At 66.3% G+C, this 15548-nt stretch carries 11 protein-coding genes; 2 read left to right on the forward strand and 9 right to left on the reverse strand.

The window, feature by feature from the left end:
- Positions 1-25: 25 nt before the first annotated feature.
- Genes E5A73_RS05525 through E5A73_RS21215 form a run of 3 tightly spaced genes read right to left on the reverse strand, consistent with a single transcriptional unit; the run spans position 26 to position 3185 of the window.
- Positions 26-805: an SDR family NAD(P)-dependent oxidoreductase gene (locus E5A73_RS05525; RefSeq protein ID WP_135962799.1), complete on the reverse strand. Its 780-nt coding sequence runs from the start codon at positions 803-805 to the stop codon at positions 26-28.
- A complete protein-coding gene (locus tag E5A73_RS21210; protein ID WP_168355816.1) occupies positions 802-2016 on the reverse strand; it encodes an SGNH/GDSL hydrolase family protein in 1215 nt (404 codons plus the stop codon). The genes E5A73_RS05525 and E5A73_RS21210 overlap by 4 nt, the downstream gene beginning before the upstream one ends.
- Positions 2013-3185, reverse strand: coding sequence for an MFS transporter (locus E5A73_RS21215; RefSeq protein WP_168355817.1), 1173 nt, complete (start codon positions 3183-3185; stop codon positions 2013-2015). The genes E5A73_RS21210 and E5A73_RS21215 overlap by 4 nt, the downstream gene beginning before the upstream one ends.
- A 78-nt stretch (positions 3186-3263) precedes the next feature.
- Between E5A73_RS21215 and E5A73_RS05535 the strand changes: the two genes are divergently transcribed.
- The gene (locus tag E5A73_RS05535; RefSeq protein ID WP_135962800.1) at positions 3264-4169 is read left to right on the forward strand and encodes a LysR family transcriptional regulator; all 906 of its coding nucleotides are present in this window, start codon (positions 3264-3266) and stop codon (positions 4167-4169) included.
- Between the two features lie 54 nt (positions 4170-4223).
- A complete protein-coding gene (locus E5A73_RS05540) occupies positions 4224-4583 on the forward strand; it encodes a hypothetical protein (protein WP_135962801.1) in 360 nt (119 codons plus the stop codon).
- Positions 4584-4649: 66 nt separating this feature from the next.
- Here the strand turns inward: E5A73_RS05540 and E5A73_RS05545 are convergent, their stop codons facing one another.
- The 6 genes from E5A73_RS05545 to E5A73_RS05570 form a co-directional block, all read right to left on the reverse strand.
- Positions 4650-5069 carry a hypothetical protein gene (locus tag E5A73_RS05545; protein ID WP_240700045.1) on the reverse strand — a complete coding sequence of 140 codons (420 nt, stop codon included), beginning with the start codon at positions 5067-5069 and terminating at the stop codon, positions 4650-4652.
- A 126-nt stretch (positions 5070-5195) separates the two neighbouring features.
- On the reverse strand, positions 5196-6815 hold the full coding sequence (locus tag E5A73_RS05550; RefSeq protein ID WP_240700046.1) for a DUF5597 domain-containing protein: 1620 nt from the start codon (positions 6813-6815) through the stop codon (positions 5196-5198).
- Positions 6816-6841: 26 nt separating this feature from the next.
- Entirely contained in the window at positions 6842-9166 is a 2325-nt protein-coding gene (locus E5A73_RS05555; RefSeq protein WP_135962803.1) for a glycoside hydrolase family 31 protein, read from the reverse strand.
- Positions 9167-9206: 40 nt separating this feature from the next.
- Positions 9207-10745: a tryptophan halogenase family protein gene (locus tag E5A73_RS05560; RefSeq protein ID WP_206366391.1), complete on the reverse strand. Its 1539-nt coding sequence runs from the start codon at positions 10743-10745 to the stop codon at positions 9207-9209.
- Positions 10742-12304 (reverse strand): tryptophan halogenase family protein, encoded by a 1563-nt coding sequence (locus E5A73_RS05565; RefSeq protein ID WP_135962804.1) that lies wholly within the window; start codon positions 12302-12304, stop codon positions 10742-10744. Before E5A73_RS05565 ends, E5A73_RS05560 begins: the two co-directional genes overlap by 4 nt.
- A 59-nt stretch (positions 12305-12363) precedes the next feature.
- Positions 12364-15333, reverse strand: coding sequence for a TonB-dependent receptor (locus tag E5A73_RS05570; RefSeq protein WP_168355818.1), 2970 nt, complete (start codon positions 15331-15333; stop codon positions 12364-12366).
- Positions 15334-15548: the final 215 nt, after the last annotated feature.

Consider the following 15548-nt stretch of genomic DNA (forward strand, 5'->3'; position numbering starts at 1 on the left):
CCGCTCGCGGGAGCGGCTTTCCGGATCACATCAGCGTATCGATGACGCCGCCATCGACGCGCAAGGCGGCACCGGTGGTGGCCGAGGCGAATGGCGAGGCAAGGTAGACGACCATGTTCGCCACTTCCTCGACGCGCGCGGCACGCTGGATGATCGAGCCCGAACGGTGCTCCTGGACGAAGGCAGTGGCGACTTCCTCGATCGGCTTGCCCGATTTGACGCGTTCGGCTTCCAGCATCGCCTCGACGCCTTCGGATAAAGTCGGGCCGGGCAGCACCGAGTTCACCGTCACTCCCGTTCCCGCCATCCGCTTGGCGAGCCCGCGGGCGAGCGCGACATCGGCAGTCTTGCTGACGCCATAGTGGATCATCTCGACCGGGATGTTGAACGCCGACTCGGATGCGAGCAGCAGGAAGCGTCCCCAGCCCTTCGCCTCCATGCCGGGCAGATAGGTGCGGGCGAGGCGCACGCCGGCCATCACGTTGACTTGCCAGTGGCGATCCCAGGTCGCATCGTCGGTGTCGAAGAAGTCGGCGGGCTGGAAGATGCCGAGATTGCTGACGACGATATCGGCCTGCGGCACCGCGGCGACGAGCGCGGCATGACCCTCTGCACTACCGAGATCGGTCGCGACGCCGCGCGCGTTGCCGCCGATCCGCGCGACGGCGGCGTCGACATTCGCCTGGGTTCGACCGTTGACGATGGCGGTCGCGCCCGCCCGGGCTAGGCCCTGTGCGATGGCGAAGCCGATGCCTTCGGTCGAGCCGGTGACGAGCGCGATCTTGCCGCTGAGGTCGATGTTCATGAGGTCGGTCCTTCGATCAGAATGGAGAGGGGGACTGCATCGGCCATCGCCCGGTTGCCGGCGTCGCCGGGGTGGAGATGGTCGCCGCTGTCATAAGCCGGTGCGAGATGGTGTGGCCGTGCGGGGTCTTGAAGGACCCTGTCGAAATCGACGACGGCGTCGAACGCGCCAGAATCGCGGATCCAGGCATTGATCCGGCGCCGCAGCGCTTCCTTGGCGGGGCTGTGATAGGTGGCGTGGAGCGGCGAGCCGGGCAGCGCGTCGGCAAAGGGCGCCAGAGTCGTGCCGACGACCCGAATCCCGGCACCATGTGCGCGGGCGACCAGCGCGCGATAGCCGCTCGCCAATGTGTCGAATTCCATTGCGGCTGCCCCCGGGTCGAACGGGGTGCCGGGCCAAGCGATGTCGTTGATTCCGAGCGCGAGCACCAAAGTGGCGATCCCCGGCTGGGTCAGAACGTCGCGGTCGAACCGGGCGAGCGCGCCAACCCCCATGCCGTCGCGGAGCAGGCGGGCGCCGGAAATTCCGGCGTTGACTACGGCGATGCCCTGCGGCGCGGCGCGCGCGGCGAGATAATCGGGCCAGCGCGCCTCCGCGTCCAAGGTTGCGCCCGCGCCATCGGTGATCGAATCGCCGAGCACCACGATCGTACCCCTGGCGGCAGGAGCGTCGACCAGCACGCCGGCGAGGAGCAGTCGCGCCGTTGTAGTCGTCTCCACCGCGGGATCGGACGTGGCGATGCGGTCGCCCGCGATGACGTAGCCGGTGCGCCTGCCGTCCCAGTGGAAGCTGCCGATCTCGGGCGCCGCGGCGAAGCGGATCGAGATGGCGAGGTCGTGTCCGGCCGCGACGGTGATCGGCAAGGGATCGCTGGTAACCGTCGCACCGGGCGCGATGGTCACGCCGTCTTCGCCGCCGAAGTGAACGATCCGATCCGCGGTGGAGTCGATGCGGCTGCCACCGCGCGAGGGGGCGGCATGCACGCCGACCAATGTGACCGGCTGCGCGCCATAGGTATTGGCGAAGACGATACGGACGTTCGTGCCGCCGATGCCGAGACGGACGATCTGGCGCAGCGTGCGTCCGCCGAGCTGCGGGATATTGGTCGGGAACAGGAAGTCGGCGCCCCATACGGGTTGCTGGCTGGCGGTCCAGGCCGGCACGACCTGCGGGGAGGAAGACAGGAGCGCGGCGGCGAGCAACAGGTTCATGCCAGGGCCGCATGCGATGGGCGGCGCACCGCGACGAGCGCCACGGCGATGGCGGCGAGCGGGAAGACCGCGGCGGTCCAGGACACCGCGCCGAGGCCGATGCGGGACAGCGCGACGCCACCCGCTAAGGCGCCGATCGCGTTGCCGAGGTTGAACGCGGCGATGTTGACGCTGGACGCGAGGCTTTCACCGGCGCCGCGCGCGTTCGACATCACCCAGAGCTGGAGCGGCGCAACCGTGGCGAAGGCGGCGAAGCCGAGCGCGGCGACTCCGATCAGCGCCCCCGTCCTGGTGGTAAGCAACGGCGCCATCAGCACGAGCACCCCGAGGAGCCCGGTCAGGCTCGCGAACACCGCCGGTACCAGCGCGCGATCCGCGAACCGGCCGCCGGCAAGGTTGCCGAGCACCAGCCCGCCGCCGAACAGCAGCAGGATCGGCGAGATCGCGGCGGCAGCGAAGCCGGCGCGTTCGACCAGCAATGGAGCGATATAGGTGAACACCGCGAACACCCCGGCATAGCCGAACACCGTGGTCGCAAGGCCGAGCAGGACCGGGCGCCGGCCGAGGACGCGCAGGTCGCGCCGCCAATCGGCATGCTCGGGCGTGTCGCGATCCGCCGGGACCGCGGCGGCGATCACCGCGAGCGCGACCACGCCCACGACCGCTACTGCCCAGAAGGTCGCGCGCCAGCCCGCCTGCTGGCCTAGCCACGTGCCCATCGGCACGCCGAGGATGTTGGCGACGGTGAGGCCGGTGAACATGATCGCGATGGCGGATGCCTTGCGCTCGGGCGGCACCAGCCGCGTTGCGACGACCGAGCCGACGCCGAAGAAAGTGCCATGTGCCAGCGCCGCGACGACGCGCGCCGCCATCAGCAGGCCGTAGCTTGGCGCCAGCGCGCAGGCGGCGTTGCCGATTACGAAGATCGCCATCAGCGCGAGCAGGACCTGCTTGCGCGGCCAGCGCGCAGTGGCGACCGTCAGGATCGGCGCGCCGACGACCACGCCGAGCGCATAGCCCGAGATCAGCAAGCCGGCGGCGCTGGTCGACACGCCGAGATCGGCGCCGACTTCGCGCAGCAGCCCCATGATGACGAATTCGGTGACGCCGATGCCGAAGGCACCGGCAGTGAGCGCAAGCAGCGCGAGCGGGGGGCGGGAGCGTGTCATGCCGATCATTATGGCGCCGGCTGCATCGATGAATTAGACCGAGAATAGGAACATCATTTGTGAACGCTGGGAACAGGCATGGCGAAGGAGCCCAATCGGGCGGCCGAAATGGCGGTGTTCGTCCGGGTGGTCGAGACGGGCGACTTCTCCGGCGCGGCGCGTGCGCTGGGGCTTAGTCCGTCGGCAGTGAGCAAGCTGGTTGCGCGGCTGGAGGCGCGGCTGGGCACGCGGCTGCTGCGCCGCTCGACGCGGCGGCTGGCGCTGACCGCGGAGGGCGAGGCGTTTCACGCCCGCGCCGCCGCGATCCTCGCCGATATCGACGCCGCCGAGCGCGAGGCCGGCGGCGCGCGCCTGCCGGCGGGGCGCGTGCGGGTCGCGAGCAGCGCCTCTTATGTCGCACATGTGCTCGCGCCATTGCTTCCGGATTTCCTGGCGCGGTATCCGGATATCGGCGTCGACATTCTCCAGAGCGACGCGATCAGCGATCTGGTCGCCGACCGTACCGATCTGGCGATCCGCGCCGGGCCGTTGCGCGACTCCAGTCTGATCGCCCGATCGCTGGGCGAGACGCCGCTGATCGTCGCTGCCGCGCCGTCATGGATCGCCCGCCACGGCATGCCCGCGACGCCGGAGGATCTCGCCGCACATGACCGGTTGGGCTTTTCCTATCCGCGCGCGGCGGGCGACTGGTTGCGGCCGGGGCGCAACGAGGTCGATCGGGTGCGCGTGAACGACGGCGAAGGCATTCGGCAATTGGCGCTCGCCGGGGTTGCGCCGGCGCGGCTGGCGGGCTTCACGATTCACGACGATCTGGCGGCGGGCCGGCTGGTGGCGCTGCTGCCGGATCGCCTACCGCCCGCAAGCGAAGTGTTCCACGCCATCTATGTCGGGCGATCCGAGAACCTGCCGCAGCGGGTGCAGGTGTTGCTGGACGAGCTGACGTTGCGCGGGAGCGTGGGCTACCGCAACCAAAGCCTCCCATAGCCGCTGTCCTTACCGCATGGATTGGGGCAGGGCGGATTCCGTCTGGAGAGAGCAATGACGAATCCGCCTGGGGCATGGGATGGCGAACGGGTCCGCAAATGGCTGGAGCGCCGCTTCGAGGCTTCGCGGCTGGATCAGGCGGCGGCGGACAGGCGCGGCTACGCGGCGCAGGACGATTACGACAAGGCCGCTGCAGAGGAATGGATGTGCCGCGCGCTAAGGGCCGCGGATTGCACCAACGATCAGGAAGCATTCGCCAAGCGCGTCAAGGAACTGACCCGCCAGGACGAATATCAGGCTACGGGCATCTACGACAATGTGCGGTTCGAACGGCATGTTCGCGGCCATCTCCGCAATTTGGCCAAGATGACCAAGGCGAACGAGGGGTTCGAGAGGACGCTGCGCTACCAGTGAACCTAGCGAGAGGCGCCGCCCGCGCAGCCAGGACGGTGCCGGAGAACTAGGTCCCCCGGCCACGCATCACTGGTCGAGATCATTCTCGCTCACGACGATGATTTCGCGATCCGAATCGCGCGACAAGGCAGCCAGGCTCGCGTCCTTGACGGCATCGATCATCTGATTGAACTTGATCTCGGCATCGCCGTCGGGCGCTTCGCCGGTCAGCGCTTCGAGGACGCTGTACTGCACGGCGAATTGATAGTCGTCGCCATCCACCTCGGCTTCGAATTCAACCTGCCGCGCATCGATATTGTCGAAGACGCTGCGCGTATCGATTTCCAGTTGGTCGGCGGTCATTTGCGAACATCCCATATTGGCTGACGCAACGCGCGCAGCCCGCATTAAGCGCCGGCCCCCCGATGATGTTCCCGCCGGCTGGTGGATGTGTCGGCGGGGAGCATGCTCGACGCAGCCATGGTCTGGGTGGCGAATCATCTCCATTATCGTCATCCCCGCGAAAGCGGGGACCCATCTCCCGCGGTGTCCGCGAACGCACCGGTGCATCTGCCGCGCACGCAGGAGATGGGCCCCCGCTTTCGCGGGGGTGACGATTTTGAGATCATCAACCTAGCGATATACGCCCATCGTCACCTTGAGCATCACCGGCTCCCCGGTGAAGTTGAGACCGTAATCGGTCTGGTCGCCATTCCATCGCCGGCGCGTCGTCCATTTGCCCGCTACGAACGTGCCTTCCTCGGCGGCGAGGATCTGCGCCTGCTCGTTCGGCGCGGGGCGGGCCTGCGCCAGCCGGACCCGGACATGGCTTCCGCTGATCAGGAACGTGTCGGGTTCCAGCTGTGCGACGACCATGCCCCCGACCGGCGCCTCGGCCAGCGGGTGCGGATCGACCTTGGTCCAGCTCGACCAGTCTGGCTCGCCCATCTGCCATTGGCCATATTCGGCGGCGATCCGCCAGCGGCCGAAAACCACGGCTTGGGTCTTGGCGCCCTTGGCCGTACCCCAGACGGGCTTTTCGAAGGCGATGCGCGCCCAGTCGCGCGCCATCGGGGCGAGCAGGGCGTAGGGGCCTGAGAATGCCGCCATCGTCGCGGGGTCGAGCGCCTTGGCGCCGAGCGGATAGTTGAGGAAGCCGGTGGCATCCATCCCGAAAGGCGCAAAGCCGATCGCGCCGCGGCCGAGCGCCGGCCACAGGAAGCGCGCATAGTCCAGCGCGTTGCCGATTTCGGGCACCATCAATGCGTTGTCGGGCCGCGCATATTTGTCGAGGAAGCTCTCCACCGCCGGCGCATTGCGCGTGTAGATGTCGGGCGCGAGCAGATCGATGTGCGGCGCCGCCGCCTTCCATAGCGGGATCACGTTCCAGTTCGGCCCGCCCGAGGGACCGACATTGCCGCCCTCGTCGGTGAAGGCGTCGCCCAGTGCCGCGTTGACATACATCGGCAGCGGCTTCGCGGCCTTACCCGCGGCCGCGACCGCGTCGATGAAGCGGGCGAGGTGCCAGGTCTGGAAATATTGCTCGGCCCGCTTGCCGAAGACGGCGGTCCAGGTCCCCGGTTCGAGCTCGAGCGCGCGGACGAGCTCGGCAGGGACCGCAGCGTTGAACAGACGGTCGGCCTCGGGTGCGTGGTCGCGCGCGAGGCGATAGCTGCCCGCCTCGTTCTCGGGCTGCACCATGATGACGACATGGCCGGGATCGATCCTGGCGAGATGCCGCAGCATCGCGACAAAGGCGCGCTTGTCGGCTTCGAGCGTGTTCCGCCCATGCGGGCTCAGCGCATAATGCGCCGTGCCGTCGGGCTTCTTCATCCGCGGGAAGCGCGCGGGGTCGCGTTTCACCCATTCGGGCGCGTAGCTGGCGCCGGTATTCTTCCACGTCGCGAACCACAGCAATACCAGCCGCAGCCTCCGCGCGCGCGCCTGCTCGACCAGCGTATCGAGGAAGGAGAAGTCGAATTGTCCCTCGACCGGCTCGATTTGCTCCCAGGCGATCGGCATCTCGAGCGTGTTGGCGTGCATCGCCTCGATCACCGGCCAGACCTGGGGCAGCATCGCGGGATAGTTGCTCGAATTATTGGCCTGCGCCGCGAGCATCAGAAACGGCGCGCCGTCGACGAACAGCGCATGGCGACCGTCGCGCGTAACCAGGCGGGGCGCCTCTTGCGCGCCCGCAGGCACAATCGCGAATGTCGCGAACGCCAGCGCAAGGGCCGCCAAAAGTCGCGCCATTCGCGCCGTTCCTTTTCCCGCATTGCTCATGGCGCGGGAGCGCTCATGATCTGCACGAGTGGCCTGACCTCCTGCCCAAGCGGCAGCCTGGTCGCGCTGGAAAGCTTCCGACTGCGCTCGTCCCAGACGAGTTCGGTCTTGGTTCCGCCGCCCCGGCGATAGGCATTGGTGGTGCCGTCATCGTCATACAGGATGAACCGCGCGTCGCGGCCTGGATAGACGCGGATCGCCTGCAGCTTTTGCTTTTCCGCGGTGCTCGATACCGCCGCACCCATCGGCACGATCGACCCGGCGCGGACATAGACCGGAATACGGTCGATCGGCGCCGCCGCGTCGATGGTCTGGCCGCCGGTATAGCGACGGTTGGTCCAGTAATCGTACCAGTCGCTTCCCTTGGGGAGATAGACGCGGCGGCTGGTGCGCCCCTGATCGGTCACCGGCGCCACCAGGAAGGCGGGCCCGAGCATATATTGGTCGCCGATATTCACGACGGCCGGATCATCGGGAAAGTCCATGAACAGCGCGCGCATGAACGGGGCGCCGGTCTCATAGGTCTGCCGGCCGAGCGAGTAGAGATAGGGGATGAACGCGTAGCGAAGCCGCAGATAATCGGCGAGGATCGGTTCGGCGGCGGCGCCATATTCCCAGATCGCGGTTGCCGGGCGCTGTCCATGGATGCGCAATGTCGGCGTGAAGCTGTTGTACTGGAACCAGCGCACGAACAGCTCGGGATAATCTTTATAATCCTGCCCCATCGCCGTCGCCCCGTCGGGATCGATCAGTACCGGGCGCTCGGCCTTGGGACCGTGCGGCCATTGCCAGCCGCCGGTATCGCTGCTCCAATAAGCATGGCCGCTGGCGGCGAAGTTGAGGCCCGTCGGCACCTGCCGGCGCAGCGCCTCCCAGCTGCCCTCGGTGTCCGACGACCAGAAAATCGCGCCGCTGCGCTGCGTGCCGAGATAGGCGGCGCGCGCGAGGATCAGATTGCGCTTGTTGGGGCGATCACGCGCCGACCCGTCGGCCACCCCCATCGTGTGCACCAGCGGATAGAGATTGTAATAGCGATCCCCCGAACCGATCGAATAGAAATGGCCGGCTGGCACCAGATCGGGCTCGGTCTCGTCTAGCCAGAACCAGTCGAAGCCTTCGCTGGCGATATTGTCGCGGATCTTGCCCCAGAACCATTCACGCGCCTCGGGATTGGTGCTGTCGAGCAACGCCCCGGCGCGATCCGAGCGGATCGGCAGCCCGTCGGCGGTCTGCCCATCGGCATCCTTGAGCAGCCAGCCCTTGGCCGAAAGCATGTTGAAATAGCGCGATTCGCGCTCGTAGCGTGGCCACACGCTGATCATCGAATGCATCCCCCAATCGTGGAGTTGTCGATTCATGCCCGCGGGATCTGGGAAGGCGTTCCGGTCGATGTCCATCTGGCCCATCCGGGTCCAGTGGAACCAGTCGAGCACCATCACGTCGAGCGGATAGTTGCGGCTGCGATAGCCCTGCGCGATCCGCATAAGCTCGTCGCGGCTCTCGTAGCGCGCCTTGCTCTGGATCAGGCCGAACGCGGCCTTGGGGGGCAGCGGCGTCGCGCCGGTGAGCCTGGCATAGCCGGCATAGATCTCGTCGGTGGTCCGGCCGGTGATCACGAAGAAGGACACCCGTTCGCCGACCTGCGACTGGAAGCGCGTCGCGCTGTGCAGCCCCGGCGATACGGTCGTCGCCGCGGGATTGTCCCAGACGATGCCATAACCCTTGTTGGTGACGAGGAACGGCACGCACACGGTTTCGCCCGCCGGCGCATCGTAATTGTGGCGGCAGTCGATCGTGCGGCCGCGGAGATCGAGAATCCCCTCCTGATTCTGGCCGAGGCCGTAATAATGCGTGTCCGGCGTGTCGGCGAAGCTCGCGCCGACGCGGAAGGTCTTCTCGCCGTTCACGGTCTGCGGCGCGAGCTCCCATCCGTTCATCCGCGTGATGTCGCGTCCGTTGGCACCCGCGACCGAGATCGAGACCGGCGGGAGCGACGGCACGAAATAGCGCTCCATCTGAGTCGGCGGCTTGGGCCAGGGCTTGGCATCGACGGTCACGCGCAGCGCCGAAGAGGTAAAGACGTCGCCGGTCGCGTCGCTGCGGTGCGTCCAGCCCACCGGATCGGGTGGGGCGTCAATGCCGTAGCCCGGTCCCCGATCGATCTCCTTGGGGTCGAGTGCAATCGTCACATGGACGATGTTCGGGCCATAGGCCTCGACCGACACCAGGCCGCCGTTGCGATCCATGGTCGCGAGCGACTGGGCGGCCGCCGGTGTCGCCACCAGCGCCGAACCGGCGAGCAGAAGACGGCGTAGGATCATGGCTTTTCCCTTGTTGTTTCGGAACGCGCGCGCATTGCGCTCACGATGTGGTCCCCGCCGCTGCGCAATGACGGGCGATATACTCCTCGTGCCGCGGCATTGCCTCGGCGGTCTGCGCGATGATGTTCCGCATATGCGTCAGGAACCGCGTGGTTTCGTCGACCGGGAGCATGGCGACCAGCGGATCCGAATCCGCGGGCATGACCCCCTGACCCAACAGCACCGCGGTCCAGCTTTCCTCAGTGAAAAGCGCATTGAAGCCGCGGAAGACGCGTCCCTTGCCGCGCCAGAGATCGAGCCTGGCGGCGAGGCTGTCGGGGATGTCCATCGCCCGGCAGTCATTCCAGAAGTCGGAATCGCTGCGGGTGCTCGCATGATAATGCAGCACGATGAAGTCGCGGACATTCTCATATTCGTCGATGAGCCAGCGATTATATTCCGCGATTTCCACGGCCGCGAAATTGCGGTCGGGAAACGATGCCATCAGCCGGACGATGCCCGACTGGATCAAGTGGATGCTGGTGGATTCGAGCGGTTCGATGAACCCCGCCGATAGCCCGATCGCGATGCAGTTCTTCTCCCATAATTTCTCGCGGCGTCCGGCGGTGAAGCGCAGGGTACGCGGCTCGGCCAGCGGCGCGCCGTCGAGCCTGTCGAGCAGCGCCCGCGCCGCCGCTTCGTCTTCGAGATGCGCGCTCGAATAGACATGGCCGTTGCCGACGCGGTGCTGCAGCGGGATGCGCCAGCGCCACCCCGCCTTGTCCGCGGTCGAGCGCGTATAGGGCACCGGCGGCGCGACTGCCGCGCTCGGCACCGCGACGGCGCGGTCGCATGGCAACCAATGCCGCCAGCTGCGATACGGGACTCCGAGCGTTTCGCCGATCAGCAGCGCGCGAAAACCGCTGCAGTCGATGAACAGATCGCCCTCGATCCGCCGGCCGCCCTCGAGCACCACGGCGCTCAGGAAGCCAGTGTCGCTCGATTGCTCTACTCGTACCACCTTGCCTTCGACTCGTCGCACGCCCTGTGCCTCCGCACGCATGCGCAGGAACTCTGCATAGAGCCCGGCATCGAAATGATAGGCATAAGCGAGACCTTGCAGCACTCCCTCGGGGTCGCCGGCGGGCTTCGTGAAGCGGCCGCGCGCCGCGGCTGCGATCGAGATCGCGTAGAGATCGAACGGTCCCGGATCGGTCTCGGCGACGCCGAGAAGGCGCTGCCGGAGCCAGATCTGGTGGAAATTGATGCCCTGGGTCTGCCGGCCATAGTTGCCGAAGGGATGGACGTAGCGATTGCCCGGATGGCCCCAGTCCCGGAACTCGATGCCCAGCTTGAAGGTGCCCTGGGTCGCCGCGACGAACGCATTCTCGTCGATGCCAAGAGCCGCGTTGAAATCGACCAGTGGAGGAATGGTCGCCTCGCCTACTCCGATCGTGCCGATCTCGTCGGATTCGACGAGCGTGATCGCCAGGCCGGCCGCGACCAGCCGCGCGAGCGCCGCCGCGGTCATCCAGCCGGCGGATCCACCGCCGACGATCACGATGCGCGACAGCGGCGCCTCCGGGATGGGGCCGGTCACGCGGCGTGCGCGCCCTTGCCGAAGCCCGAGCCCTGGGCGAAGCGGACCAGCTCGCGGTTGGAGGGAAGCTGGCGGATGGCAAAATCGCCCTGGCGCCGGATTTCGGCGAACGCGGCACGCGCCTCGTTGGCGAACCGATAGACGCCCGCCTTTGCCGACAAATCGGTCTTCCAGCCCATCCCGTACAGCACATATTGCCAGCTCGACTCAGTGAAGATGTCGACGTTGCGGTCGATGTCGATTTCGTTGGGCGGCCGGAACCGCCAGCGATCGAGCAGTTCCTTGAGGCTGTCGGGCGCCGAGGATGGATCCGTATTGTCGGTCCAGAAAGCGCTGTCGCGCCGCGCGCTGAGGAAATAATGCAGCTTGATGAAGTCGAGCGCGCGCGCGTAGCGGCGGCGCATGTTGGCATTGAACTGGCGCGCCGAGGTCTCGAAATCGCCGGCCCAGGGGAATAGATTTGCGATCATGCCGGCGGCGACTTCGGAGAAGACGATCCCGGTCGCCTCGAGCGGTTCGAAAAATCCGCTGGAGAGGCCGACCGCGACGCAATTCTTGACCCAATTCACTTCGCGATAGCCGGCATCGAAACGGAAGCGGCGCGTTTCCAGTGCGGCGCCTGCGGGACCGACATAGTCGCGTAGCGCCTTTTCCGCCGCTTCCGCATCGCAATGTGCGGACGAATAGACATGGCCGATGCCGCGCCGGGTCGCGAGCCCGATGTCCCAGATCCATCCCGCCTGCTGCGCGGTGGAGATGGTGTAGGACGCAATCGGATCGTCCGGCTGGGCGTAAGGAACCTGGATCGCCACTGCACCGTCGCAGAACAGCGTGTCGCGGCAGGACTTCCACGGCTGGCCGAGCGCCTTGCCGATCAGTTCGGCGCGAAAGCCGGTGCAGTCGATATAGAGGTCCGCGGTCAACACGCCGCTCTCGGCGCCGCGGACGCCGGCAATCGCCCCGTCCTCGCCGAGCAGCACTTCCTGCACCGTATCGACCAGATGCGTCACGCCGTTGGCGACGCCCTGCTCGCGCAGCAGCACGGCGAGCGACACCGCATCGAAATGAAAGGCGTAGTTGAGCGGGCCGAGAAAATCGGCGTGGCTCGGCAATTTGGGCGCGCGGTGCGCGTCGGCCGCGCGCTTCTGCGGCGTGTTCACGTCGTCCCAATTCGCATCGCCGGCCAGGCCGAGCAGCCAATAAGGCAGCAGCTCGGGCCCGGCGTGGTCGTCGGTTTCCTGAAAGGCGTGAAGATAGTGATCGGGTCCCGGCGTGCCGGGCGCGTGCCGCCAATGAACGAACTTGGCGCCCTGCTTGAACGTGGCGCCGCAGCGGCGGACCAGCGCGGCTTCGTCGATACCGATCCGTGAAAGCGTCTTGCGGATCGTCGGAAACGTCCCCTCGCCGACGCCGAGAATGCCGATATCGTGCGATTCGACCAAAGTGATCGCAACCCCGCCGGGGCGGTCGGCGCCGAGCATGCGGGCGAGATATCCGGCGGTCAGCCAGCCTGCGGTCCCGCCTCCCACGATCAGGATTCGCCGGCGATCGGAAACCATCAATGCACTCCGAGCAAAAGGTGGTGGCGGGCTGGACGCGCCCGCCACCAGGGAGGGTGTCAGAATGCCAGATTGATCCCGGTGCTGATACGCCTGTCGGTCTGGAACCAGCTGCGCCCGAGCAGCTTGCCGCCGGGATATCCTCCCATCAGCGTGCGCTGCATCGAATTGAGAAGGTTGGTCCCCTGGATCCCGAAGGAGAAATTCTCGGTGATCTTGAAGCGCACCCCGGCTTCGAGCTGACCATAATTCCCGCCATAGACCGGCAATGCGATCTGGACGCCGCCATTGTTGACGTTGGCGGCGGTGTAGAAAGTGTAGGTCGGGTTGGTGCCGTTGCTGTTGGTCGACTGCAAATAGCGCGAGCGCCACGAATAGGCGATCCGCGCCGACACCGTCTTGCGCTCGTACAGCAGGGTCGCGTTGAAATTGTGCTTCGACAGACCCACGAGCGGCGCGTCGTTGCGTATCACGCCGTTGATATCGCGATACAGATCGCCCGGATTCTTGCTGTCGATGAAGGTATAATTGCCCTCGAACCCAAGGCCGCCGAGAAGGCCCGGCAGCATGTCGAAGAAGATGCGGCCGCCGACCTCGACGCCCTTCACCGTCGCCGCCTCTGTCGAGTTCAGATAGTCCGATGCCGTGGCGGTGACGTTTTCGCTGGTCCCGTTGGTGAAGACCACGGTCACGTCGCGCGTCGTCAGCGAATAGATCGGCAGGTTGGTGAGTCGCTTGTAGAAGGGCGCCAGATGGAAGGTGGTGCCCGATCCCGGATACCATTCGAACGACAGGTCGAAATTGTTCGACAGCGTCGGCTTGAGCAGCGGGTTACCGGTGTCCGCAGTGAAGTTGGTGAACAGCGCCGGTGCGTTGCCTCCGGCGGGGTTGGCGGTCGTCGCCACGCCGATCGAGCCCGACGCGCGCAGTGCCTGGAAGGTCGGCAGGTCGAGCGTGATATTGTAGCCCGCACGGATCTTGGTGTCCGCGCTCGGCGCGAACTCCAGATTGATCGAGGGCAGGGCATAGGTGAAATTCACCTTGCCGCCGCGCGGGATCGCCTGCGCGCCCAGTGCCTGGGTCTGGCCGTTGCGCACGAAGGTCGCGGCGTTCTGCTGGATATAGCCGCTCCCCTCGTTGCGGATATTGACGACACGGACGCCGACATTGCCCGAAATGCCGCCCCGCTCGGTCGAACCGAAGCGGGCGAGCACATAGCCGGCCGCGGTCCGCGTCTTGTTGTCGACCTGGTCGCCGGGGAGGACGAAGCCGACCGGCCGGATGCCGGCGCCGCCATAGGTCGAGTTCTGCAGCGGGCCCGCGGCCGAACAATCGAACTCAATGCCGGTGCAGAATCCGGTGGGCGGCGGCGAGTGGAGCAGGTTCCGGTCGAACTGGCGGACCAGATCGTCGGTGGCGAACATCAGATTGGCGGGGAGCGCCGCTTGCCCGTGGAAGAAGTTCTTGAAGACGTGCAACTCGACATCGCCGGGCGCGGCATTGGCATAGGTCAGCTGCGGATCGCCGTTCCAGCCACGGCCCAGCGCCGACCAATTATAGCCGTTGGCGAGGTCGCGTTCGGTCCGCTCGGCATAGCGCCCGCCGGCCTTGATCGAGCGGAAGAAGCTGTTGTCGAACTTGTATTCGAGATCGAGGCTGGCTGAATCGAGGCGGCCCTGATTGTCCTCGTCGTGCGGCATCGTCGCCGTCCAGAAGTAATTGGCCGGATTGAGGAACGCCGCCTGCGTGCCCGCGGGCACGCTGACTTTGGGCAGGTCTCCGCTCAGGTCGAGTCCGAAGCCCGACGGAAACGCCACGTCGCGAAACACGTCGAGGCGCGTGAATATCTGCGACGATTCGACGCGCTGGAGCGCGCCCCTGACCGACAACGGGCTGTCCGCCGGCGACCAGTTGAAGCTCAGCGAATAGTCGCGCGTGCGCGTATTGCTGGCATAGGCGCCCTTGTTGCCACCGGTGGTGATCGACCCTCCCGGCAGGAAGGTGGCGGGATCGCGATTGAAGAGCGACGGCGACGAAATCAGGATGTTGTCGGCGTCGAAGCTGCTGTTCGCCGGATCGACCGCCAGATTTTGCGACGCGACGAACGAGCCCCAGTCGCCCGACCGGTTCTTGTACCGCGACTGGAAGAAGGTACCGGTGAAGGTCAGGTCGGGCGAGGGCGCCCATTGCACCGCGCCGTAGATGCCGATCCGCGTCCGCTGGAACTGCTCTTCGCCGAAGGTGTAGCCGCCGGGAACGTAATAGTCCGTGCCGCTGATCCGCGTCCTGAAATACGGCTCGACGCGAAAGAAGTGCGAGTTCGAGCTGAGCCGGCTATAGGCATAGTCGCCCAATATGCCGATCTCGCCGATCGGCGTGGACCAGCGCGCGGTCGCGAGGATCGAGCCGGAGAAATCGGCTTCGCGCGCAAGGTCGCCCATGCTGAGATCGCCGGTGGCGGCAACGTGGAATCCCTTCGAATAATCGAATGGAACCTTGGTGCGCAGGTCGATCTGGCCGCCGGTGCCGCCTTCGATCAGATCGGCCGTCGACGCCTTGTACACGTCCACCGCCGCCATCAGCTCGGGCGTGACATCGGCGAACTGGAGCGCGCGGCCGTTATTGGCGCTGAAGATCTCGCGGCCATTGAGCCGCGATGCCACTCCGGTGAGGCCGCGGACCTGGATGCCCGCGCCTTCGACCGAATAGTGATCCGGATCGTTGAGAGCGGCGAAACGGACGATGGTGACGCCGGACACGCGCTGCAGCACTTCGGTGATCGAATTGTCGGGAAGCTTGCCCGCGTCGTCGGCGACCACCGAGTCGATGATCGTCTCGGCATTGCGTTTGCGGTCGTCGGCGGACTGCAACGCAGCGCGCCGGCCGGTGACGACGATGGCGCCGCTCTGGTCTTCGCTCACCGCCGCGGCGTCTTGCGCGAATGCCGGGGCCGCGCCGATCAGCGCGAGAAGCGACACGCCGCCCTTTGCAGTCACGCGCCAACCGAGTCGTGAATTCTTCCCCATCATACACCCCTCCTGTGCGCCGCCCATTTTGGCGGTCGCGGTTTCTCGCCCGTAGGCACAGAGGCCGGGCAGGCGGGTCCGCTCACACGTCAGGACAAAGGCCACAAACTCCCACCCAAGTCTATGGATGTTAGCGCGAACAACAGGGATAATAGTATGATTTTTAAGGGTAATTACAATGCTGTGATCCGGCTCGCAAACTTTGGGGCCGTTCTGCC

Source organism: Sphingomonas gei, from assembly GCF_004792685.1.
Classification (GTDB): Bacteria; Pseudomonadota; Alphaproteobacteria; order Sphingomonadales; family Sphingomonadaceae; genus Sphingomonas; species Sphingomonas gei.

Coding starts and splice junctions, on each gene's coding strand:
- E5A73_RS05525 (WP_135962799.1), bottom strand. CDS start 805: ATGAACATCGACCTCAGCGGCAAGATCGCGCTCGTCACCGGCTCGACC.
- E5A73_RS05565 (WP_135962804.1), bottom strand. CDS start 12,304: ATGGTTTCCGATCGCCGGCGAATCCTGATCGTGGGAGGCGGGACCGCA.
- E5A73_RS05570 (WP_168355818.1), bottom strand. CDS start 15,333: ATGATGGGGAAGAATTCACGACTCGGTTGGCGCGTGACTGCAAAGGGC.
- E5A73_RS05535 (WP_135962800.1), top strand. CDS start 3,264: ATGGCGAAGGAGCCCAATCGGGCGGCCGAAATGGCGGTGTTCGTCCGG.
- E5A73_RS05545 (WP_240700045.1), bottom strand. CDS start 5,069: ATGGAGATGATTCGCCACCCAGACCATGGCTGCGTCGAGCATGCTCCC.
- E5A73_RS05550 (WP_240700046.1), bottom strand. CDS start 6,815: ATGGCGCGACTTTTGGCGGCCCTTGCGCTGGCGTTCGCGACATTCGCG.
- E5A73_RS21215 (WP_168355817.1), bottom strand. CDS start 3,185: ATGACACGCTCCCGCCCCCCGCTCGCGCTGCTTGCGCTCACTGCCGGT.
- E5A73_RS05540 (WP_135962801.1), top strand. CDS start 4,224: ATGACGAATCCGCCTGGGGCATGGGATGGCGAACGGGTCCGCAAATGG.
- E5A73_RS21210 (WP_168355816.1), bottom strand. CDS start 2,016: ATGAACCTGTTGCTCGCCGCCGCGCTCCTGTCTTCCTCCCCGCAGGTC.
- E5A73_RS05555 (WP_135962803.1), bottom strand. CDS start 9,166: ATGATCCTACGCCGTCTTCTGCTCGCCGGTTCGGCGCTGGTGGCGACA.